Annotated in this window: 20 protein-coding genes; 15 read left to right on the plus strand and 5 right to left on the minus strand. The window is 60.7% G+C overall.

Annotated elements, in window-relative coordinates; genetic code table 11:
* Window positions 1–365: 365 nt before the first annotated feature.
* The 9 genes from AC4HNJ_RS11955 to AC4HNJ_RS11995 all read left to right on the plus strand — a co-directional run bounded on the left by AC4HNJ_RS11955 (window position 366) and on the right by AC4HNJ_RS11995 (window position 10,738).
* Window positions 366–1,979 (plus strand): alpha-glucosidase family protein, encoded by a 1,614-nt coding sequence (locus tag AC4HNJ_RS11955; RefSeq protein WP_490479805.1) that lies wholly within the window; start codon window positions 366–368, stop codon window positions 1,977–1,979.
* 300 nt (window positions 1,980–2,279) lie between these two features.
* Window positions 2,280–3,782 (plus strand): hypothetical protein, encoded by a 1,503-nt coding sequence (locus AC4HNJ_RS11960; protein ID WP_490479806.1) that lies wholly within the window; start codon window positions 2,280–2,282, stop codon window positions 3,780–3,782.
* A gap of 241 nt (window positions 3,783–4,023) precedes the next feature.
* A complete protein-coding gene (locus tag AC4HNJ_RS11965) occupies window positions 4,024–4,818 on the plus strand; it encodes a TOBE domain-containing protein (RefSeq protein WP_490479807.1) in 795 nt (264 codons plus the stop codon).
* A 104-nt stretch (window positions 4,819–4,922) separates the two neighbouring features.
* Complete coding sequence (locus AC4HNJ_RS11970) at window positions 4,923–5,450, plus strand: molybdopterin-dependent oxidoreductase (RefSeq protein ID WP_490479808.1); 528 nt, start codon at window positions 4,923–4,925, stop codon at window positions 5,448–5,450.
* Window positions 5,451–5,504: 54 nt separating this feature from the next.
* Window positions 5,505–6,839 carry a hypothetical protein gene (locus tag AC4HNJ_RS11975; protein WP_490479809.1) on the plus strand — a complete coding sequence of 445 codons (1,335 nt, stop codon included), beginning with the start codon at window positions 5,505–5,507 and terminating at the stop codon, window positions 6,837–6,839.
* A 272-nt stretch (window positions 6,840–7,111) separates the two neighbouring features.
* Window positions 7,112–7,330, plus strand: a complete 219-nt coding sequence (locus AC4HNJ_RS11980) for a hypothetical protein (RefSeq protein ID WP_490479810.1) — start codon at window positions 7,112–7,114, stop codon at window positions 7,328–7,330.
* Between the two features lie 54 nt (window positions 7,331–7,384).
* Window positions 7,385–9,601 carry a DNA helicase II gene (uvrD, locus tag AC4HNJ_RS11985; protein ID WP_490479811.1) on the plus strand — a complete coding sequence of 739 codons (2,217 nt, stop codon included), beginning with the start codon at window positions 7,385–7,387 and terminating at the stop codon, window positions 9,599–9,601.
* Between the two features lie 98 nt (window positions 9,602–9,699).
* Entirely contained in the window at window positions 9,700–10,278 is a 579-nt protein-coding gene (locus tag AC4HNJ_RS11990) for an FUSC family protein (protein ID WP_490479812.1), read from the plus strand.
* 121 nt (window positions 10,279–10,399) lie between these two features.
* Window positions 10,400–10,738 carry a hypothetical protein gene (locus AC4HNJ_RS11995; protein ID WP_490479813.1) on the plus strand — a complete coding sequence of 113 codons (339 nt, stop codon included), beginning with the start codon at window positions 10,400–10,402 and terminating at the stop codon, window positions 10,736–10,738.
* 96 nt (window positions 10,739–10,834) lie between these two features.
* Here AC4HNJ_RS11995 and AC4HNJ_RS12000 read toward each other — a convergent pair whose 3' ends face one another.
* Genes AC4HNJ_RS12000 through AC4HNJ_RS12020 form a run of 5 tightly spaced genes read right to left on the minus strand, consistent with a single transcriptional unit; the run spans window position 10,835 to window position 16,032 of the window.
* Window positions 10,835–11,869 (minus strand): DUF6708 domain-containing protein, encoded by a 1,035-nt coding sequence (locus AC4HNJ_RS12000; protein ID WP_490479814.1) that lies wholly within the window; start codon window positions 11,867–11,869, stop codon window positions 10,835–10,837.
* A 2-nt stretch (window positions 11,870–11,871) separates the two neighbouring features.
* The gene (locus tag AC4HNJ_RS12005) at window positions 11,872–12,060 is read right to left on the minus strand and encodes a hypothetical protein (RefSeq protein ID WP_490479815.1); all 189 of its coding nucleotides are present in this window, start codon (window positions 12,058–12,060) and stop codon (window positions 11,872–11,874) included.
* 5 nt (window positions 12,061–12,065) lie between these two features.
* Window positions 12,066–13,115: a DUF6708 domain-containing protein gene (locus tag AC4HNJ_RS12010; protein ID WP_490479816.1), complete on the minus strand. Its 1,050-nt coding sequence runs from the start codon at window positions 13,113–13,115 to the stop codon at window positions 12,066–12,068.
* 2 nt (window positions 13,116–13,117) lie between these two features.
* Complete coding sequence (locus AC4HNJ_RS12015) at window positions 13,118–15,907, minus strand: T6SS effector BTH_I2691 family protein (protein ID WP_490479817.1); 2,790 nt, start codon at window positions 15,905–15,907, stop codon at window positions 13,118–13,120.
* Window positions 15,904–16,032, minus strand: coding sequence for a hypothetical protein (locus AC4HNJ_RS12020; RefSeq protein WP_490479818.1), 129 nt, complete (start codon window positions 16,030–16,032; stop codon window positions 15,904–15,906). The genes AC4HNJ_RS12015 and AC4HNJ_RS12020 overlap by 4 nt, the downstream gene beginning before the upstream one ends.
* Before the next feature lie 563 nt (window positions 16,033–16,595).
* On the opposite strand from AC4HNJ_RS12020, the gene kdpF reads away from it, so the two are divergent.
* The 6 genes from kdpF (at window position 16,596) to kdpC (ending at window position 23,347) form a co-directional block, all read left to right on the plus strand.
* Window positions 16,596–16,688 carry a K(+)-transporting ATPase subunit F gene (gene kdpF, locus AC4HNJ_RS12025; protein WP_115479695.1) on the plus strand — a complete coding sequence of 31 codons (93 nt, stop codon included), beginning with the start codon at window positions 16,596–16,598 and terminating at the stop codon, window positions 16,686–16,688.
* Entirely contained in the window at window positions 16,685–18,487 is a 1,803-nt protein-coding gene (gene kdpA / locus AC4HNJ_RS12030; protein ID WP_490479819.1) for a potassium-transporting ATPase subunit KdpA, read from the plus strand. Before kdpF ends, kdpA begins: the two co-directional genes overlap by 4 nt.
* A 105-nt stretch (window positions 18,488–18,592) precedes the next feature.
* Window positions 18,593–20,665, plus strand: coding sequence for a potassium-transporting ATPase subunit KdpB (gene kdpB, locus AC4HNJ_RS12035; protein ID WP_490479820.1), 2,073 nt, complete (start codon window positions 18,593–18,595; stop codon window positions 20,663–20,665).
* Window positions 20,666–20,679: 14 nt separating this feature from the next.
* A complete protein-coding gene (locus AC4HNJ_RS12040) occupies window positions 20,680–20,883 on the plus strand; it encodes a hypothetical protein (protein ID WP_490479821.1) in 204 nt (67 codons plus the stop codon).
* A gap of 77 nt (window positions 20,884–20,960) precedes the next feature.
* A complete protein-coding gene (locus AC4HNJ_RS12045) occupies window positions 20,961–22,697 on the plus strand; it encodes an outer membrane beta-barrel protein (protein WP_490479822.1) in 1,737 nt (578 codons plus the stop codon).
* A gap of 68 nt (window positions 22,698–22,765) precedes the next feature.
* Complete coding sequence (gene kdpC / locus AC4HNJ_RS12050) at window positions 22,766–23,347, plus strand: potassium-transporting ATPase subunit KdpC (protein ID WP_490479823.1); 582 nt, start codon at window positions 22,766–22,768, stop codon at window positions 23,345–23,347.
* Window positions 23,348–23,395: the final 48 nt, after the last annotated feature.

Here is a 23,395-nt window from a genome sequence, read left to right on the forward strand (position 1 = left end):
GCACGCAGTCGGATGGACCGGCGGCGTGAGCGGATGGTAGGGCGCGAATTTCCAAGCAAACCACACCATGCATACGTATTCATTTCAGCACCCCTACAGGGGCCATCGCAGCGCAACATGCGCGCCATGCCTACCGCCGCCGCACCATCGTGCGACGTAAAAAACCGCGGCAAGACTGGGTTTTTACGTAATCTCGCAGTTACTAACTAAGCGTGACCAAGCGGCAAGCCTGCTTCTCATGACGCACTCGCAGCACAAATGAATACGTATGCAAACCCCTCCGAGTACGCGCGGGCGTGCGGCTAAGCTGCACACCGTTTGCAGTGCCGGGCTACGGAAGCTCTGCGCTTACAGTGGGGTTTTCGATGAGTGATGCATCCTGGTGGCGCGGCGCCGTCATCTATCAGATCTATCCACGCAGCTTCCTGGACACTAACGGCGATGGCGTGGGCGATCTGCCGGGCATCATCCAGCGCCTGGATTACGTCGCCAGCCTTGGCGTGGATGCGATCTGGATCGCGCCGTTCTTTCGCTCGCCGATGGCTGACTTCGGTTACGACATTGCCGACTACCGCGACGTCGATCCACTGTTCGGCACACTGCAGGATTTCGATCGGCTGCTGGCCAAGGCGCACGGTCTCGGGCTGAAGGTGATGATCGACCAAGTGCTCAGCCACACCTCCGACCAGCATGCCTGGTTCAAAGAAAGCCGCGAGAGCCGCGACAATCCCAAGGCGGATTGGTACGTGTGGGCTGACGCCAAACCGGATGGCAGCCCACCGAATAACTGGCTGTCGATCTTCGGCGGCTCCGCCTGGCAATGGGAACCTCGCCGCGGTCAGTACTACCTGCATAATTTTCTGGCCTCGCAACCGGATCTCAACTTTCATCATGCGGAAGTGCGCGCCGCCACGCTGGACAACGTTCGGTTCTGGTTGGACAAAGGCGTGGACGGCCTGCGCCTGGACGCGATCAACTTCTGCTTCCACGATCCGTTGTTGCGCGACAATCCGCCCAAGCCGAAGGAAATGCGCGTCGGCCGCGGGTTCAGTCCGGATAATCCGTACGCATTCCAGTACCACCATTACAACAACACGCAGCCAGAGAACCTGGCGTTTCTGGGCGAGTTGCGCGCGCTGATGGACCGCTACCCTGGTGCGGTCACGCTCGGCGAAATCTCTTCCGAAGATTCGCTGGCGACCATGGCTGAATACACCAGTGGCCATCGTTTGCACATGGGCTACAGCTTTGAGCTACTGAGTGCCGACTTTAGCGCCGCGTACATCCGCAAGACGGTGGAACAGCTGGAAGCGCAGGTCAATGAAGGTTGGCCGTGCTGGTCGATTTCCAACCATGACGTCGAACGGGTGCTGACCCGCTGGGGTAATGGCGACGTGTCGCCGCAGCTGGCGAATCTGCTGACTGCGATGGTGTGCTCGCTGCGCGGTTCAGTGTGCGTGTATCAGGGCGAGGAACTGGGCCTGACCGAGGCCGATGTTCCCTTCGAGTCGCTGCGCGATCCTTACGGCATTACGTTTTGGCCGAACTTCAAGGGTCGCGACGGATGCCGCACGCCGATGCCATGGGACGACAGCCTGCATGCAGGCTTCAGCAGCACGACGCCATGGCTCCCGATCGATCAGGCGCACCAGGCACTTGCCGTCGCTCATCAGGAAGCGGATTCGCTGTCGGTGCTGCACGGCTTTCGTCGCTTCATGCATTGGCGCGCCTCGCAGTCCGCACTGCGTTGCGGCGACATTCGTTTTCTTGCCACGCCCGAACCGGTGCTCGCCTTCGTGCGCAGCCACGCCGGTGAACAAGTGTTGGCGGTATTCAACCTCGGCAAGCAGGCCCAATCTATGGCGCTGCCGGGTTTCGAAGCCGCACAGCCATTGGAAGGGCATGGCCTGCAGCAAGGTACGCTGCACGGGGATGCGCTGGTGCTGCCCGGCCACGGCGTACTGTTTGCGCGCTGTTGATCCGTCGAACTGCCGGATACTCCGACCCGCCACTTTCGTCGCATCCAATTACTGAACATAAGCGTGAAGCGCGACTGCTAAACCCCCGGTCAGTCGCTCCTCAGCAGAGAAGCGGCTAAAATCCGATGGTTCTGGCTGGGCGCTCGCATCATTCCGTTTGGACGGCTTTCCTGGTGGCCACGCAAATCCTGGGATCCGGCATCGACGCGCTCTCCCCGTCCATGTACTGTGCACGCCCACGCGTGCAAGGCATGGTCATGGCGGCCGGCGCGGCCCCGACATCACCGAGGATCACAGGTTTTGAAGACAGCGAACGAGACGGCAGCACGACGCAATCCTGGCGTGAGCGGCATGAGCCTGTATGTACCCCAGCCCCGTATATCCCTGCGCGACTGGTGCGAATGGACAGGCAATTCCTGGGATAAGGTTCAGGCCGTCGTCGGCCGCAGTTTCCGCCGCCCCGCCCCTTATGAAGATGCTTACACCATGGCGGCAACGGCGGTACTTCGGCTGATCCGCAACTACAACATCGATCCGCGCCGCATCGGCCAGCTTGCGCTGGGTACCGAGAGCAGCAAGGACAACTCCGCGGGCGCGGTTATCGTGCGCGGCATGGTCGATCGCGAGCTGGTACGACAAGGACTGCCGCGCCTTTCCCGCCAGCTGGAAGTACCTGAATTCAAGCACGCCTGCCTCGGTGGCGTGTATGCGTTGAAGAGTGCATTGCGCTACGTCGCTTTCGACGGCCAGGACAAACAGGCGATCGTGGTGTGCAGCGATATCGCCGAATACGAACGCGGTTCCAGCGGCGAGCAGACCCAGGGCGCCGGTGCGGTGGCCATGCTGGTGGAAGCGGAGCCCAAGCTGTTCGAAGTGGATCTGGAACATGCCGGCAGTGCGTCGGATTATCGCGGCCCGGACTTCCGCAAGCCGTTCGCGCGCCATTTCGACCAGGATTACGGCCAGCGCGCGCGACGCGCGCACGATTTCCCCGTCTTCAGCGGCAAATATTCCACCTTCGCCTATCTCGACGAAGTCGGCCAGGCGACCGATGCGATGATCGAACGGCTGGGCGTATCCGATCTCGATTTCCTAAATGGCGCGGACGGGCTGTTCTTCCATCGTCCGTATCACATGATGCCGCTGCAGGCGCTGGCCTTCATTTACGCCCGCGCGCTGGCCCGCGCGCCGCAGCCGAACGCGGCATTCGTGGCGCTGTGCGAACAAGCCGGCGTGGCGCCCGAGGGTGTGATCGAGGAATGCCGCAGTGAGCCGGACCTGTTCGGCGATTTCGTGCGCCTTGGAGGGCATGCCGACGCCGCGCAAGATGCACATCCGCTCACCAACAAGCTGTCCGGCATCGTGCGCAAGAGCCCTGCTTTCCAGGAGCTGCTGGCCACGCGTGTGAACCTCGGTACGGATTGGGCCATGGAATTGGGCAATCTTTACACCGCCGCATTGCCGGCCTGGATTGCCGCGGGTTTCGAGCAGGCGCTGGAGCAGAATGTCGATTGGACCGACGCCAAGCTGTACGCCATCGGCTATGGCAGCGGGGATGCCTCGGAGGCCATTCCCCTGCGCGTGGCGCCGGCATGGCGCGAAGCTGCCGCCAAGATCGGTTTCCGCAAGGCGCTGGCCGCATCGTCCGATCTGTCCCGCGAGCAGTACGAAGCGCTGCACGATGGCCACAAGGTGGAGCTGGACTGCCCACCGCGCGACCAGTTCATCATTTCCCGCACCGGCAGCACCTATGAAGCGGCCTTCCAGGATCTGGGCGTCGATTACTACGACTTCGTGCAGTAATGCCGAATGCTGCAGCTATCCCGAAAAAGCTGCAGCCATTCACGCGGCACTCTACCGCCCCTGGCAACACCTGGGGCGGTGATCGATAACCATCCCAGCGTCACGTCATCGATCTTCGCCGGGTAACGGTACGCATGATCGACGCGCGCATCATCCGCATGTGATGCCTGCCTCCCTTTGGCTAGGGCCTGTTTACACTAATGGCCCTAGACTCATCCCAGATCACTGCACGAGCGCCATGATGTTCAAGCTGAAAGGCATGCTTTCGTTGCAAGCCGGCGATCAGGCGCTCGGCGGAGCGGACCGTATCGCGCTCCTTGCCAAGATCGGCGAAACCGGATCCATCACTGCTGCTGCACGCGCCGTAGGAATGAGCTACAAAGGCGCCTGGGATGCCATCGACGCCATGAATAACATGGCCGACGAACCCCTGGTGATGCGCGTGACCGGCGGCAAAGGTGGCGGAGGCACGCAACTGACGGAGCGAGGAAAACGGCTGGTCGATGCGTTTGCTGCGCTGGAAGATGTGCATCGACGCTTCCTGGACCAGTTCGAAACCCTTGCCGAAGCGTCGGCCGATGATATCAAGCTGATCCGAGGGCTCATGTTTCGAACCAGTGCGCGCAATCAGCTTTCCGGACGCGTAGTGTCCATCCATAAGGGCAGCGTCAACGATACCGTCGAACTCGAACTCTCCGGCGGCGAGCACGTCGTTGCCGCGCTCACCTGCGAAAGCACCGAGAATCTGGGATTGAAGATCGGCACCGAAGCCCTCGCCCTGATCAAGGCATCGTCCGTACTGCTTGCCCTGCCCGACGAAAGCATGCGGCTCTCGGCCCGCAATCAATTCGCCGGCACCGTGGCCCGCATCACCTTGGGGCCGGTCAATGCGGATGTGCGCGTCCAGCTCAGCGGCGGCAACGTGATGTCGGCGGTCATTACGGCGGAAAGTGTTTCCAACCTGGGCCTGAAAGAGGGCACGGCGGTGCTGGCCGTCGTCAAGGCATCCAGCGTGATTCTCGGCACCAGCCGCTAATTCTCCTGCCCCTTGCCGTGAGCGCCGCGCGGCGCTGGCTTTCACGCCAAAGCGCCATATACTTATCTATATAGCGCTCTTCGGGCGCGACGTGGGCAATGTGAATGCTAGCCAGAAACAGGCACTTATCCAGCCTGGCAGTGCTTGCGCTGCTGTTTGCCGCGTGGCCGGCGCACGCCCGGACGTCCACGCCGGAACCCCAGACGCTGCGCATTGCCGTGGAAGGCCAACCACCGCTGCTGCTGAATCGCACGGCGCTCGCGGCGATGGCACGAACGAGCGTCGCCACACCGGCGATCCATCATGTGCCAGCCACCCAATGGCAAGGTGTGAGTCTGGAAGAACTGCTGCGCCGGGCCGGTGTCCGCACGGGCGAGCAGCTGCGCGGGGCGGCCATGACCACCGTCGTGCATGTCATTGCCGCCGACCACTATCAGGTCGTTTTCAGTCTCGGTGAACTCGATCCCCTGCTTGGTCATGAGCAAGTCGTGCTCGCCGACACCGAAGACGGCCACGCACTGAAGGGCGATGGCCCATTTCGGCTAGTGGTGCCCGGCGATCAACGCCCGGCCCGCTGGGTCCGCAACGTGATGGCTATCGAAGTCACTCGCCATCGTTCACCCACACCCTGACCCATTCACTGAGAACAGCGGATGCCACGCCATCCGCCACCGGGAGTACGCCGCATGAAAAAGCAATGGATGATGGCGGCCACGCTGTTGAGTCTGGCAGCTATCAGCAGCACCGCCTTCGCCGACGATGACTACGGCCTCGACAACATCTTCAGCGATGGCCATGTCGATGGCGATCTGCGCCTTTACAACTTCAACCGCTTCTACGACAGCAAGACCACGCCCAATGCCAGCGCGCTTTCGGCGGCTGCGCTGATCAACGCCCAGACGGGTACGTTCTTTGGCGGCTTCAGCATTGGCGGATCCTTTGCAACCGCCAACTCGTTCGGCACGCATTCGAACAATCCGGCCAAGATCGATACCTCGCTGGCCGGCCCGAACAATTCCATCGGCACGTTCAGCCAGGCCTATCTGCAATACAAAAACAGCTTTTTCCTGTTTCGCGGCGGCTATCAATACCTCGCCGACGATCCCTGGATGGGTAACAACGACTCGCGCGTCATCCCCTCTTCTTACAACGCGCTGCTGGTGCAGTTCACGCCAATCCAAGGCTGGAATCTGTTCGCCATTCGCGAGTACAGCTGGAAGAGCCGCACCTCCTACGGCATGTACCCGGATAACCTGTATTACCCCTCGAAATTCCAGGGTGATTCGATGTACGGCAACAACGGTTCGCTGCCGTTGAATACACCCTCCACTTCCGGCACCTGGGAGGGGGGCACCAGTTATGTGCACGGTGGCCTGAGCGCCCAAGTGCGGTACTACGATTTCATGCACTTCGCGCGCACCGGTTATGCGGTGGGCAGTTATGTGTTCAACACCGGCACCGGTTTCAATCCGGTCATCGGTGCGCAATACCTGGTGCAAAACGACGGTTCGGACAATCGCTTCACCCAGACCGACAGCAAACTGTTCGGCGTTCTCGGCGACCATGTAAAGAGCCAGGCAATCGGCGGCGATCTGGGTCTCGCGATTCCCAATGGCCGATTCGACATCTTCTACAACAAGCTCGCCCACGAAGATGGCGCAGTCGGGGGCGGCGCACTGATTTCGCCCTTCACGACAAACTACGGCACCGATCCGCTGTACACCACCTCCATGATCCGCGGCCTGGTCGAGGCAGGCCCCGGCCACGCATGGAAAGGCAAGTTCACCTACGACCTGTTCGACAAGAAACTGGAACTCACCGCCGCCTACGCGAAATACATCACCTATTACCGCGGCAACAGTCATGATCTCTATTTCGACGTGATCTATCACCTGGACGGCTATCTCAAAGGCCTGACCTTGCGCGATCGATGGGAGCTGTCCAACGGCGGCATCGGCAACCTCAATCCGAGCAACCGCACTTTCGTCTATAACCGCGTGATGATCGACTACAAGTTTTAGAACTCATTTCCGTTTGGCAACGAAAGGCATGAAACGGACGCCTTTTACCGGAAAGACCGTTGGCAAATACACACACGGTTTCAAGCAGCCCCTTGCGTTGCCGACGACATAATCATCTCCAAGGCAGGATCGATCACTTCCAGGGTTTCTTGCCAGGAAAAGCCGTAACGATGAAACCCAGTGTCAGGCACTTCACTCGCTTGACCGCCAGATGACTTCCTTCGCGCACGGCGCCCACCTATGATCACCGCTTCTTTATCGTGGAGCGGGACATGCGCGCCATTCTGATCATGGTGGGGCTTGTATTGCTGGTCGGCGGTCTGTGGGTGGTTTTCGGCCATGGCAGCTACAGCCAGACTGACACCGTCTTCCAGCTGGGCTCGGCAAAGCTCACCGCCACACACGACAAAGCCATCCCGTCGTGGGTGGGCATCGGCGGCATCGTGGTCGGCGCGCTGTTGGCCCTGGGCGGTTTGTTCTCGAAACGCTGACGCCCGAGAACGCATGAGGGGAACGTGCTTCCGCTCGGCGCTACAATGCGCCGGATGGATGTCTCTCATTTGATCGATTCGCTCAACGATGCGCAACGTGAAGCCGTTTGCGCGCCATCCGGGCATTACCTCGTACTCGCCGGCGCCGGTTCCGGCAAGACACGCGTACTCACCCATCGCATCGGCTGGCTGCATCAGGTCGATCACGTGCCGCCCTGGGCGATTCTCGCCGTCACGTTCACCAATAAAGCCGCCGGTGAAATGCGTGCGCGCCTGGACAACCTAATTCCAGGCGGCATCCAGGGCCTGACGGTCGGCACCTTTCACGGCATTGCGCATCGCCTGCTGCGCCGTCATTGGCGCGAAGCGGGATTGCCGGAAAGCTTCCAGATTCTCGATGCCGACGACCAGCAGCGGATGATCAAGCGCGTAGTGGCCGGACTGGGGCTGGATGAAGCACGCTTTCCGCCGCGTCAGGCCACCTGGCAGATCAATACATGGAAGGACGAGGGCAAGCGTCCTGAAAACATCGAGCATGGGCAACATCCCGTGACGCGCACCTTGGTACAGATCTACCAGGCTTATGAAGATGCCTGCCGGCGCGCCGGTCTGGTGGATTTCGCCGAACTGCTGTTGCGCGCGCACGAGCTTTGGCTGAAGCAGCCTGCCGTGCTGGACCACTATCAACAGCGCTGGCGCTATCTGCTGATCGACGAATTCCAGGATACCAATGCACTGCAGTATGCGTGGATCCGTGTGCTGGCCGGACAAAACGGCCAGGTCTTCGTGGTCGGCGACGACGACCAGGCCATCTATGGCTGGCGCGGTGCGAAAGTGGAAAACGTGCAGCAGTTCCTGCGCGATTTCCCCGGCGCGCGCACGATCAAGCTGGAACAGAACTACCGCTCCACCTCGACCATCCTGAAGGCCGCCAACAGCGTCATCGAGCGCAATGGAAACCGGCTGGGCAAACAGTTGTGGACGGCCGGCGAAGAAGGCGACCGCATCGCCGTGTACGCCGCGTACAACGAGCAGGACGAAGCGCGCTTCGTGATCGAACGCATCCGCGAATACATTGCCGAGCACGGTGATGCCAAAGACTGCGCGATCCTGTACCGCTCCAACGCACAATCGCGCAACTTCGAAGAACAGCTGATCCAGCACGATGTTCCCTATCGCGTGTACGGTGGCTTGCGCTTCTTCGAACGTGCGGAAATCAAGGATGCCTTGTCCTATCTGCGCCTCACCGCGAACCGCCACGACGACGCTGCTTTCGAGCGCACCGTGAATACACCGCCGCGCGGCATTGGCGACCGTACCTTGGATGTGCTGCGACGGCGTGCACGCAGCGAAAGCACGTCGATGTGGGAAGCCGCTTTGAGCGAGCTGTCGACAAGCACCGAACTGGCGGGCCGCGCGAAGAATGCGGTGAGAGGTTTCCTCACCATGATCGACGAGATGGCGCGCACATTTAATCCATCTCCCGCTCACGGTGAAGCGGGCGGCGTTACGGAAGCGCTGGCGCTTGCCGAACAGATCGACCACGCCATCACCCAATCCGGCCTGCGCGAGTTTTACGAGAAGGACAGCCGCGGCAACGCGGAATCACGCGTGGAAAACCTCGACGAACTGGTCAACGTAGCCAGCCGTTTCGAGCTCACGCCCGACGACATCGAGGCTGGCCTCAGTGAGTTGGCCGCCTTCCTTTCGCATGCAGCACTGGAAGCAGGCGAAGGCCAGGGCGAATCCTGGGACGACTGCGTGCAATTGATGACGCTGCATTCGGCCAAAGGCCTGGAATTTCCGCTGGTGTTCCTGGTGGGCGTGGAAGAGGGACTTTTTCCGAGCCAGCGCTCCATCGAAGACGAAGGACGCTTGGAAGAAGAACGAAGACTTGCCTACGTCGGCATCACGCGAGCGCGCGAACGCCTGGTCATCACGCATGCAGAATCGCGGCGCATGCACGGTAGCGAAATGCTGTCACGCCCGTCGCGCTTTCTGGGCGAAGTACCACCTTCGCTGATCGATGAAGTGCGCCCGCGCGTGCAGGTGAATCGCCCGCTGTACGCGGGGCGCTTCGCCGAACACACGCCGTCACTGCAAGAGGACTTGCCCGTGAAGCTCGGGCAACGCGTCAGCCACCCCAGCTTCGGCGAGGGCGTAGTCGTGAGCGCCGAAGGAAGCGGCGCGCACACACGGCTGCAAGTCAATTTCGAAAGCGCCGGTAGCAAATGGCTGGTAGCCGCCTACGCCAAACTCACACCGCTCTGAGCATGTTCTGATTAAATCGTCACCCCGGGCCAAAGCCGGGGCGACGGACCCGGCATGGACCAAGGAATCTACAAGAACCGGTTGAGGGTAATGCGCCGATGACAGAACACTCCATTCGCGATGGCCGACGTGAGCTTGGCTACCTCCATCGCCAACTGCAGGATATCTACCAGCGCTTACCGTGGAGCCATCGGCTCGTCAACGGTCTCTCGATGGCTGCGCAGGCACTGGCCGGCGCCAGCCTGGGATACGGCCTGGGCTTGTTGCTGCACACCCAGCAGGCCTTTTGGGGGGCGATCACCGCCATCGCCGTCACGCAGCAGAGCTACATGGATACGCGGAAATTATCGCGCGATCAGGTTATAGGCGCCGCCATCGGCGCCACCATCGCCATCATCGGTTCCTACATCGCCCAGGACAGCTACGCCGCCTACGCCACGACGATGGTCGTAGCGATCGTCCTGTGCTGGTGCTTCAACATCGGCAACGCCGGCAAGCTCAGCGCCACCACCGTCACCATCGTGATGCTGGTACCACACACCGGTCCGTTCTGGACCGTTGCCCTAACGCGCCTTGGCGAAGTCACCCTCGGCATCGGCAGCGCCCTGCTGGTGACAGGTGTGGCGCATAAGCTTGAAAAGCGCTGGCAAGGCGACACCGGCACGAACAACTCCTGATTCGGACTCACGCGGCCGAGCCGCCCACGACCTTCCAAAGCGTGAACGTAGTTTTTTACTGCGAAACCACAGCGCGGCAACGCCGGTCCATGAGATTCGGCCGTACCGCGTACCGACTGCCATGACTGAATCCGCCGAAAGCCAACAACGGCTCGACCACGACATCTGCGTTCACATCTTTACCGCTTCCGCCGCCATGGTCGGCGTCTGCCTGACAGTCATCGGCATCATCCGTGTCGTGATATCGCTGCGCCGGCCGGACATCTTCGGCGACGATCTGCTCGCCATCAACGCCATGATCTACCTTGCCGCCTGCCTCGTATCGTATTGGGCCTTGCGCACACGCAACCTGGGTCGAAATCATCGGCTGGAGCGCTGCGCCGACGTACTGTTCCTCGGCGCACTGGTACTGACAGCCATCAATGCAGCCTTTATTGCCTGGGCCGTCTCGGTCCGCTGACACCCGCGTCCACTGCCGCACAAGGCGGCGCGCTGAACCTGTTATTGCTTTCACCATCGTCAGCAATGATGTCGATGTTTATGTAATTCATTCCGTTCACCACGCATCGTTCCCAAGCGGCAGCTTGCCTTGCCGTTGCCGTTCCGCCTGCCAGCTACGCCGGGCCTTGGCCTTGGCGTGCTCCAGCAGGCCGGGCACGGTGGCGGCAAACTCGCCGCACGATTTAGGAATCGGCCACACATGGGGATCGTCCGCCGCCACCTGGCAGGTGGCTTCGATCTCAGGCGGAAACACCGGCGTGCGGCAGGTATGCAGCACCACCCAGCGCGTGAGGATGTAAAGCAGCACGAGCGGCGAGACCAGCACCTGGAAGAAGCGCGGCAGGCTACCGGCATAGTAAGTGCCCATGATGATGAGGCAGTTTTTGAAGGTCGGGGTTACGGATAAATCCACATAGCGATCCAGTGGATGCTCGGCCACTGCCTCCGGCCCTTCGTCCATATAGCGGCGGATGAATTCCCACATCTCCAGCAAGGCACGCAGGCGTTCCACCGGGATGCTATGGCCGAGCGCAAACGTATCCTTGACGATATCGCCGTCGAGAATCTGGCCGCGTATGTCCCGGTCGCCTGGCTTGGTGGTGCCGTAGCCGATATGGAAGAACACCTGGTCCCAGGGCACCGACAGCACGCCATTGCGTCCGTTGTGGCGGAACACATGCACCATGCGGGTTTTGCGATTGAAGCGGATCGGGTAATGGGTGTAGGTGAAATATTCTTTTAATAAAAGAAATCGAAATAATATAAAAGTCATTCCAAACATAAACGTCAACAAAGTAATGGCTGATGTTATATGAGATGAGTCGCTATATTCGAATGCCATAAATAGGAAGAAATACAGCGATACACCAATCAGGCCGATAATAACCACCGAAGCAAAGCACATGGGCATGCATCCCCGGTACGCAAAACGCCGGTCGATCCAGTCGATATAGGTGGAGTTGATCCGCACCAGCGACATATGCGGTTCGGGCTCGATGCCGGGCTGTCGTTCGCGCGGCAAGGCTTCATTCCGCTCCCGCTGCTTGAGTGGACGATTGATGAGGAAGGTCTGTATCCATCCGGTGTACACGATCAGCCTCCCTGTTCCAGCGCATGCAACTGCTGGGATTGCTCGATGATGTCGCGAAAGGGTTTGCGGGCGGTGCCGAAGTACAGCGATTTTTCCAGCCACGCTTGCACCGCATTGGGTTCGAGCCAGGCCACCACGCCGAGCACGATGGCCACGGCCAGGCTACCCATCACGAGAGGCACCGCGATCATGCCGTTCACCACGCATCGTTCCCAAGCGGCAGCTTGCCTTGCCGTTGCCGTTCCGCCTGCCAGCTACGCCGGGCCTTGGCCTGGGCGTGTTCCAACAGGCCGGGCACGGTGGCGGCAAACTCGCCGCACGAGCGGGGAATCGGCCACACATGGGGATCGTCCGCCGCCACCTGACAGGTGGCTTCGATCTCGGGTGGAAACACCGGCGTGCGGCAGGTGTGCAGCACCACCCAGCGTGTCAATGTGTAAAGCAGCACGAACGGCGAGACCAGCACCTGGAAGAAGCGCGGCAGGCCGCCGGCATAGTAGCTGCCCATGAACAGGAAGCAGTTCTTGAGCGTGGGCCGCACCGATAGTGCGACATACCGATCCAGCGGATGCTCGGCCACTGCCTCCGGCCCTTCGTCCATGTAGCGGCGGATGAATTCCCACATCTCCAGCAAGTCGCGTTTGCGTCCATTCGGTGCGGCGTGACCGAGTGCAAATGCATCCCTGACGATGTCACCCTCAAGCACTTCGCCGCGTATGTCCAGATCGTCCGGAACATTGGCAGATCGTTGGCGGAGATGCCCGATATGAAAGAACACCTGATCCCACGGCACCGACAGCACGCCATTGCGTCCGTTGTGGCGGAACACATGCACCATGCGGATTTTGCGGTTGAAGCGGATGGGGTAATGGGTGTAGGTGAAATATTCCTTGAGCAAAATAAACTTTAAAAATAGCGATATAAATCCAACTTCAAATATCGTGAACATAATAGTCCACCAAAAGTCCGGATCTGAACCAAGAACAAGAACGGTGCGCGGAAATAACCAATATAGATAAAACCAAGCCATGCCGAGTCCAATGACCGTTGCAAGACACATCGGCATACTTCCACGGAAGGCAAAACGCCGGTCGATCCAGTCGATATAGGTGGAGTTGATCCGGATTAGTGATAAATGTTGCCCAGGTTCGATGCCGGGCTGCCTTTCATGCGGCAGTGCCTCATCCCGCTCGTTTTGTGTGAGCGGACGGTTGATGCGAAAGGACGGTATGAATCCGGTAAACATGCTCAGCCTCCCTGTTCCAGTGCATGCAACTGCTGGGATTGCTCGATAATGTCGCGAAAGGGTTTGTGGGCGATGCCGAAGTACAGTGACTTCTCCAGCCACGTCTGTACGGCATTGGGTTCGAGCCACGCCACTACGCCGAGCACGATGGCCACGGCGATACCGGCGAGGCTCAACGCAGCGACGGCGGCATCAAGTTCAAGGATGAAGAAGATTGGTATGGCGGAGACCCCAATGCTTATAGAGCCTGCAGAAATGCTGAGATAGGCCAGTCCCTTGTGGTCATCCCGAAGCTCAAACCCCTCCCGTATCGCCATCGCGCCCGCCATGATCCCGCCCGCGGCACCGAACAACTTGCCGATGCCGGTAAACCAGTCGGACTGCTTGGTAAAATCAACGGCAAAAAAGTTGAACTGCTTGGCCAGCGGCGCCGCCCCCCACTCGGTCTGCTCCAGCACACGCCCCACCGTCGAGCCCGCACCGCCGATCACACCGGACAGGCCCGCGGCAAAATCCACGTCCTTTTCGAAGGCTTCGTCCGGCTTGGCCGTGAGCATGCCGTGATAGGCGTGGCTGAGCGTGCAGGCGGACAACAGCAGTTGCACCACGCCGAGTTTCGCGTCGAGGCTGGCCAGCGTGCCGAAGCTCTGCTGCAGGGCGTCGTCGATCTGTTCCGCCGTGAGCATGCCGCTGACGGCGGTGCGGCGTTCGGTCTTGGATAAGCCCGGCATCAACGCCTGGGCCTGGGCGGTGTCGAGCAGCACGACGCCGGTAAAGGGATACGCTTCGCCGCTATCGGGTAAGCGATCCAGCGCGGCGCGCACGCCGCTGCGGTAGCCGTTCGGGTCGCCGCCGGCGTAGTGGGCCACCAGGGCGGCCAGGGTGCGGGTGGCGTCCTGGCGGCGCCATTCACCGCGGATGGGGAGGATTTCCAGCGTCGGGTTTTCCGCTTTCGCCACCAGGCCCAGCACGCCCATGTGCAAGCGCGTGATGGGTAGCCTGGCGAAGCCGCGGTCGATGTGCTGGTTCAGGTGCTGGATCAGCGGACCGCCCAGCTGGTAGAGCACGTTCGCCAGCTTGCCGGGAAAGCGTTGCGGCAGTTCGCCATGGGCGCCGGCAACGATGAGGTCCTTGTAGGCGTCAAAGCACTGCTCGGCCAGTTCCGTCCACGAGAACGCCGACGCGGTGGCGTCGCCGTCCAGCGTGACGGCCGACCAGGCCTTGATCAGGGGATCGTGGTTGAGGGCGAGCGCACGCATCAGCCAGGCCTTGGTATCCCGCGGGTCGCGCTGGAGCTGTTCGGCCAGGTAGCGGAAGACGGCGCTGCGTCCGCTGGCCTGATGAATGAGCAGCGTGGCCAGGTCGAGGTAGGCTTCGCCGCTGAAGGCGTTCTGGGGATCGTAGTTGTGCGTGAGGTAGCGATGCAGCGCGTCGCTTTGCAGCCAGGCGAGGTAGGCCGCGTCCAGCGGCTGCAGGATCTGTTGGGCATAGTGATCGAACTGCTGCGCATAGACGCCGGGCGCGGTGCCCAGGCCCAGGTACTGCTCCCACGCGCCGGCCTGGAAGTGCGGGCGGTAGTGCTTGTCCCAGGCGTGCTCGGCAATGGCGTCCTGCCGGGCATCGATGGCGGCTTCGTCGGCACGCCGTACCTGGTTGAGCAACTGCTGGCCCTGGGGTGTCATGGACAGCACGCCCTGGCTGCTGGTGGCCAGCAGGCCCACATCCGCGTCGATCGTGTTCTGTTTTTGGGTAAGCACCGCCCCGTGGCCGATGGCTTTTTTCAGGCCGGCGATCCATTGCGCGGTTTCCATTTTCCATTTGCGCGACGCGTCATCGGTGAATTCGACACTGCGCTGGATGGCCAGTCCGTTGAGTTCCATGGCGAGGCCGGCCGGATCGGGCACGCCGGCGATGACCGGACGCCAGGGTTGGGCGGCACGGTACGCCCAGTCGGTGAATGCCTGGGTTTCTTCGCCGGTCACCCACAGGCGGTGCGGCGCGAAGGCCCAGGCGGCGGCGATCACCGGGCCGCTGTCAGCCACCGTGCCGAACGAGCCGGCCAACAGGTCCTGGATCATCGGCGAGAGCAGGCTCAGCGCTTGCTTACTGGTGGCATCGAGGCCATGGAAATCTTCCGGCTGCCAGCGCTTGTCCGGAAAGAAGCGCTTGACGAAGTCGCGCGTTTCCCGTTGCAGGGCGGCGGCGTCCGCCGCGAATTCCGCTACCTGATCCAGCGCCTCGAAGGTGGCCATGTTCGGCGGCAGGCCACCGTTGCGCCACCGCGCCAGATCGATGCGTTGCATGTGCGCCTGGCGGTAGTCGGGGGACGCATGCCGGTCGAACACGGCACGGGTCCAGCCGACGTCGCTGAAGCCCAGCCACACCGTGGTGGCGTGCGCGGCATCGCTGACGGTAAAGCAGCGTGCCAGGTAGGGATCGCTCTTGGCCCGGCAGATCGCGCCGAAGGTTTTCTTGCCCACGCGCGGGGGCACCTGGGCGTAGATGCTGAACTCGCACAGGTAGCCTTGTTCGTTGACGACGTACGCGCTCCATTCCTGGCGGTGTTCCTGGAAGACGTACAGGTAACCGGGACGCAGCAGGCGCAAGGTGTAGTGGGCGGTGTCGGGCGGCAGCGGGATGGCGGCGAGGTCGGCGCCGAAGCGGGGCGGCAAGGCGGGCGCGTGCCCGATGTCGGCACGTGCGACTGCATAGCGCACGGGCAGGATCGGCAGGCCGTGCTTGTCGCAGAAGGCGCAGGTGTCGGAGGGTGCGGAAGCGGTGGCGGTCGTCATGACTGGGTGTGCTGAGGGGCGAGTGGGTGCGCCAGTTGGCGCAGGCGTGTGTCGTCGAGATCGGCGCAGGCCGGGTGAGAAAAGCCATGCGAGGCAGCAGCAAGGATGTCCTGATGACCGGACATGTGAAGTTCCCTGTAGTGATGACGCGTGGAAGAAGGGGCGCGCGTCAGGCAAATGAGGCAGGGAACATAGGGCTTGCACGTGGGGGCGCAAAAGCCCGAACAGTCTCAAAGTAGCTTTCGCAGATGGATGAAGCCGGGTTTTGCTGCGCCAGCCTGAGGCCATCTGCCGTTTCGATGGCTTTTCTTCAATGGTCCACAACAAGCATGGCGTTCAAAAAGGCCATGGACGGCGTGGCAGTTTGAGGAACGCGGTTATTGCCCGAACTGCGCAAGCCCGCAGCGTAGTAATCCGTCGATAGACATTCGTTCGGGCTGCCGGCAAAAATTTACGCGTTTTATACGCGGACCCGCGTTTTTGCTACCCGCTTCTTATGCGCCGATACCTACAGTACGCAGCTGTAAGGCATTGAGCGACACTCATGGACGTTATCTATCTACTGTTCGGCTTTGTGTTGGCTGCGGCCACACTCGGCTTTCTGTTGCTCTGCGATCGCCTGGGGCCACGCAGTTGAGTGCGTGCAGCGATATCGCGACCACACATAGGCTCTAACGGAGCGAATCCCATGAACTTCTTCTACGGACTGGCTGCCGCCATCGCGGTGGCTTTGACGGTTTATTTGTGCGTGGCGCTATTGAAGCCGGAGTGGTTCGAATGACTGCCAACGATTTCATCCAGCTCGGTCTTTATCTGGTCGTGCTGCTGCTGATCATCAAGCCGCTCGGCCATTACATGGCGCATGTGTTTGCCGACGAGCCCAATCGCCTTACCCGTGCCGGCGCGGGAATCGAGCGGTTCTGCTATCGCATTTGCGGTATCGATCCCGAAGAAAACATGGGATGGAAGCGCTACGCGGTAGCCATGCTCATCTTCAATGTGTGCGGCATGCTGGCGGTTTATGCGTTCCAACGCCTGCAACAGTGGTTGCCGTTGAATCCGCAGCACTTTCCCGCCTTGCCGCCGGACTTGTCGATCAACACGGCGATCAGCTTCATCACCAATACGAACTGGCAGGCTTATTCCGGCGAGTCGACGATGAGCTATCTCACCCAGATGGCCGCGCTGACTGTGCAGAACTTCATGTCTGCGGCGATGGGTATTTCCGTGGCGATTGCGGTGATTCGCGGCTTTGTCCGTAAAACGGCAAGCGGCATCGGCAATTCCTGGGTCGACCTGACCCGCACCACGCTATACATCCTGCTGCCGATTTCCTTCGTGCTCGCGATGTTGCTGGTGTCGCAAGGCGTGATCCAGAATTTCAAGCCTTATGTAGACGTGCCGGTAGTGCAGACCAGCGCGTATGCCCAACCGGTGACGGATGCAGCCGGCAATCCGGTCAAGGATGCCGCGGGCAACCCTGAAACCAAGCCCGCCCCGCTCACGACGCAGACATTGCCGATGGGGCCGGCCGCTTCGCAGGTCGCGATCAAGATGCTCGGCACGAATGGCGGCGGCTTCTTCGGCGCGAACTCGGCGCACCCTTATGAAAACCCCACGCCGTTTTCCAATTTCCTGGAAATGCTAGCGATCTTTGCGATTCCTGGTGGTCTTTGCATCACCTTCGGCAAGATGGTGGGCGACCGCCGCCAAGGCTGGGCGATTCTCGCCACCATGCTGTTGATTTTTGTGCCGCTGACCATCGGCGTGACCGCCGCGGAGCAAGCCGGCAACCCGATCCTGCATGGCCTGCCGATCGACCAGCACGCATCGGTATTGCAGGCTGGCGGCAATATGGAAGGCAAGGAAACGCGGTTCGGCATTGTCTCCAGCAGTTTGTTCACGGCAATCACCACGGCGGCTTCCTGCGGCGCCGTGAACAATATGCATGACTCGCTCACCCCGCTCGGCGGCTTGGTACCGATGTGGCTGATCCAGTTGGGCGAAGTCATCTTCGGCGGCGTGGGTTCCGGTTTGTACGGCATGCTCGCCTTTGCCGTCGTCGCTGTATTTATCGCCGGGCTGATGGTCGGCCGCACGCCTGAGTACATCGGCAAGAAGATCGAAGCCTACGAGATGAAGATGGCCAGCCTGGCCGTGCTGATTCCGTGCGCGCTGGTGGTGATAGGCACGGCGATCGCCGTGATGACGCCTGCGGGCCGCGCCGCCGTCGGCAATCCCGGCGCACACGGCTTTAGCGAAATCCTGTATGCGGTGAGTTCGGCTTCCAATAACAACGGCAGCGCATTCGGCGGCCTTTCTCCCGACTCGCCGTTCTGGAATGTACTGCTGGCCGTATGCATGTTTCTTTCGCGCTACACCCTGGCTATTGCCATGCTCGCCTTGGCCGGATCGCTAGCGGCGAAAAAACACGTACCCGTTTCCGCCGGCACCTTGCCTACGCATACGCCGTTGTTCGTCACGCTGCTGGCGAGCGTGGTCATCGTTGTCGGTGCGCTTACGTTCCTGCCTACCTTGGCGCTCGGCCCCGTCGCCGAGTACCTGATGTCGGCGCATTGATGTCCATGTTCCGCGAAACGTACAACGGCCGCGGCCGCCCTCTCCCCTTCCTGTCGGGAAGAGCGGCATCCGCGGCACGGTTCCCCCATTAGGAAAACCGGATTCATGACTTCCCATACCCAAACCATCAGCACGTTCGATCGCACGCTGATCCTGAAAGCGGTTGGCGATGCATTCCGCAAATTGTCCCCGCGCCTGCAATTCCGCAATCCGGTGATGTTCGTGGTGTTCGTATGCAGCGTGCTCACCACGTTGCTATGGGTGCAGGCCATCACGGGTCACGGCGAGGCGCCTACCGCGTTTATTTTCTGGGTCAGCATCTGGTTGTGGTTCACCCTGCTGTTCGCCAACTTCGCCGAAGCGCTGGCCGAAGGCCGCGGCAAAGCGCAGGCAGCGGCGCTGCGCAGCACGCGCAAGGATGTCATCGCCAAGAAATTGGCCGAAGCCAAGCGCGACGCCACGATTACCTTTGTGCCTTCAAACGAGTTGCGCACCGGCCACTTTGTATTGGTGGAGGCGAACGAACAGATTCCTGGCGACGGCGAAGTCGTGGTCGGTGCCGCCAGCGTGGACGAAAGCGCCATCACGGGTGAATCCGCGCCGGTGATTCGCGAGTCGGGCGGCGATCGCAGTGCGGTGACCGGCGGTACGCGCGTGCTGTCGGACTGGCTGGTGATCAAGATCACGCAGAATCCGGGCGAGAGCTTCCTCGATCGCATGATCGCGATGGTGGAAGGCGCTTCGCGGCGCAAGACGCCGAACGAAATCGCACTGACTATTTTGCTCGCCAAGTTCACGCTGATCTTTTTGCTGGCTTGCGCCACCCTGCTGCCCTATTCCATCTACAGCGTGCAGGTTGCGGGCAAAGGCAGTCCGATCACCCTGACCGTGCTGATCGCGCTGCTGGTATGCCTGATCCCAACGACGATCGGCGCGCTGCTCTCCGCGATCGGCATTGCCGGCATGGACCGCATGATCCGCGCCAACGTCATCGCCACGTCCGGTCGCGCGGTAGAAGCGGCGGGCGATGTGGATGTGCTGCTGCTCGACAAGACCGGCACCATCACCCTCGGCAATCGTCAGGCGGTGGCCTTCCATCCGGCACCGGGCATTGAAGAGCGCACGCTGGCCGATACAGCACAGCTCGCTTCGCTGGCGGATGAAACACCGGAAGGGCGCAGCGTCGTCGTGTTGGCAAAAGAACGCTTCGGCTTGCGTGAGCGTGAGCTGGAAGCGCTGCATGCCGAGTTCGTGCCGTTTACCGCACAGACGCGCATGAGCGGCGTGGACATGGGGGAACGACGCATCCGCAAAGGTGCCGTCGATGCCGTGGACCGCTATCTCGACGGACTCGGCAGTCACCTGCCGCCAGCCGTCAAACGCATAGCCGAAGACATTGCACGACGCGGCGCCACGCCGTTGATCGTCACCGACGGCGACCGCGCGCTGGGCGTGATCGAACTGAAGGACATCGTGAAAGGCGGCATCAAGGAACGCTTCGCCGAACTGCGCCGCATGGGCATCAAGACCGTGATGGTGACCGGCGACAATCCGCTTACCGCTGCCGCCATCGCGGCCGAAGCAGGCGTGGACGACTTTCTCGCCGAAGCCACACCAGAAGCCAAATTGAAGCTGATCCGCAGCATGCAGGCAGAAAGCCGCCTAGTGGCAATGTGCGGCGACGGTACCAATGATGCTCCAGCCTTGGCACAAGCCGACGTAGCGGTCGCCATGAATACCGGTACGCAAGCAGCCAAGGAAGCCGGCAACATGGTGGATCTGGATTCCAATCCCACCAAGCTGATCGAAGTGGTGGAGATCGGCAAACAGATGCTGATCACGCGTGGTTCGCTGACGACGTTTTCCATCGCCAATGACGTGGCCAAGTACTTCGCCATCATTCCCGCTGCGTTCGCCACCACTTATCCCGCGCTCAATGCGCTGAACGTGATGAAACTCGCCACGCCGCAGAGCGCCATTCTGTCGGCGGTGATCTTCAACGCGCTCATCATCATTTTTCTCATTCCGCTCGCCCTGAAGGGCGTGAAGTATCGCCCGCTGGGCGCCGGCCAACTGTTGCGCCGGAATCTGCTGGTCTACGGCCTGGGCGGCATCGTGGTGCCGTTCATCGGCATCAAGCTCATTGACATGCTGCTCGTCCTGTTTGGTCTCGCCTGAGGAGGCGTAGCGCTATGCAAACCCTGACACTGTCTTTTTCGCTACCCGATGACAGCCACCCGCACATGCAATTGAGGGTTTCATCGAACGACTCCGACTGCGATGTGGTGATCGAACTGCCGGTGCATGGCCAGCCCAGGGAGCGCTCCGCGCAAGCGCCGGATACGCCGATGACGGCAGAAGACGAATACGTGCTCGGCGGCTACGCCGGCATTTGACGGTCGCGCCACGCGGTTTTCCATCAACCATTTCACTCAAAAGAAAGTCCGGCATTGCCGGAGTGCAAGGACAACTCATGCGATACAAGAACCCACTGGCCGCCGCTGTTTTGCTGGCAATGATTCCGACCGGGTATGCGATGGCAGCGACCACTGCCATGGACAGCATGGATATGGCGGCAGTGCCACCGTCGGCGCTTACCGCGCCGGCGGCGTCTTCGGCACCCGCTCACGGACCCAGCGGCGATTGTGACCCCTACAAGAATTTCGACTGCCTCAATGACTATCTGGGAACGGGTTTCTGGGGGCGCCTGACAAACTACTACAAGCTGGAGTGGGGCCAGGCAACGGCTCCCACGGACCCGAAGGCACCTGCATCGCGGCGGGCCGATTGGCCACCCGCCGCGCAGACAACGCCCCCGATGCCGTTTACCGAGTGGCCCTACGGCGGAGCCACATCACTCGGTGTGACGCGCCCGAATTCGGTCGACAGTCCGCTGATGACTGCACTTAGCAACACCACTTTCGGCGAATGGCTCACCAGGAACCATTTCCAGCTCTATGGTTGGGTCAATGGTGGCGGCAACTTAAGCACGAGTACGACGAAGCCTGGTGGCAATGCGCCGGCGGCGTATCTGTATACGCCCAATACATTGGAATTTGACCAGGCTGTGCTGTATCTGGACCGTTTCCCGGACACGGTGCAGACCGACCACATCGATTGGGGCATGCGCATTTCGGTGTTGTATGGCGAAAACTACCGTTACACCACGGCGTATGGGTTGGCCAGCTACCAATTGCTGAACGAAAACAAGGTCAATGGCTACGACTTCCCGATGGTGTATGGCGAAATCTACATTCCCTGGGTCGCCGACGGTCTGATACTGCGTTTGGGACGCTTCATTTCCATACCAGATATCGAAGCGCAGCTCGCGCCAAACAACTACATGTACACGCATTCGATGAGTTATTCATTCGATAACTACACCAACACGGGCCTGGAAGGTACCGTGGCTCTCAACAAGAACTGGACCGTGTTACTCGGCGTGACGGACGGTACCGAAGCATTTCCGACGCACTTGAATGAGACGTGGGACAACCCGTATCCCAACGTCCCGGGTACCGGCCCCGGCCAGGTTGGATACAACCCGCTCTATCCGAACAGGACCTTCAAGAAGGATCCGGGTGCCATGCCGTCGGTGTCGGCATGCATTCGCTATCTCACCGACGATGGCAAGACCGACTTCATGCCATGCGCGGATGCTATCAACTCGGGAACGTACGGTTATAACAACCTGCAGTGGTACGGCTTCACGTTCTACCATACGTTCAATGCGCATTGGCATGTTTCTTACGAGGCCTATGACCTTTACGAGAACCGCGTTCCCAACGCACTCAACAGCGATGTGCAAACCATCTATGCCAACGGAGGAGCGCCGTTCTCGTCACGCTTCATTCCGTACAACGCCCCCGACCTGGCCATCTGCCGCAATGCCACAGAGTTGACGTGCCGGGCCAGCACGCTGGCTACCGTTGCCTATCTCAACTTCAGCCCGGACCCGATGGACAACTTTTCGTTCCGGCCCGAGTACTACTGGGATAAGAATGGCCAGCGTACGGGCGTGGCAACTCGTTACGTGAACTTCGCGATTGGTTGGCAACACTGGTTCTCGCCGCAACTGGAGGTGCGGCCGGAAATCGCTACGTACCATTCTCTGGACGGCAAAGCATTCAACGGAAACTCCAACGCTGGCATTCCTCCGAACAAGTCCCACGAGACGATTCTGTCTGGCGACGTCATCTTTCATTTTTGAGCAGGGTTCCGTTTGAAAGACGGTGTTGATGGTTCGTTAGCTTTTTTGATTTCCCAACTGGTGATGTCATGAGCAGGTTGATTCGCAATGCAGTAACCATGTTGCTGGTGATGACGGCCATCACCGGCTTGGTTTATCCACTCGCCGTGACGGGCGTGGCACAGGTGCTGTTCCCGCATCAGGCCAACGGCAGTCTGATCGAACGCGACGGCAAGCCGATCGGCTCGGAGCTGATCGGCCAGTCCTTCGACGACCCCAGGTATTTCTGGGGTCGTCCTTCGGCCACCACGCCGCAGCCGTATAACGGCACGGCGTCGAACGGTTCCAATTTGGGCCCTTCCAACCCGGCGTTGCGCGATGCCGTGCAACAGCGCATCGATGCGCTGCGCAAAGCCGATCCGGGTAATGCCGCAACGGTGCCGGTGGATCTGGTGACGGCATCCGGCAGCGGGCTCGATCCGGACATCACTCCGGCAGCGGCGCAATACCAAGTGGCGCGTGTTGCACGCGCACGCCATCTGGACGTGGCGCAAGTGCAGCAACTGGTGGCGCACTATACGCAAGGCCGCCAGCTAGGTTTGCTGGGCGAGCCGCGGGTAAATGTGCTGGCCTTGAATCTGGCACTGGATAGGGTGCAGGCAAAGCTATGATCTTCTGCCTGCGAACCCTTCACGCCTCCTCTGTATTCGGGGGAGAGT

The organism is Dyella sp. SYSU CM1112 (assembly GCF_058216415.1).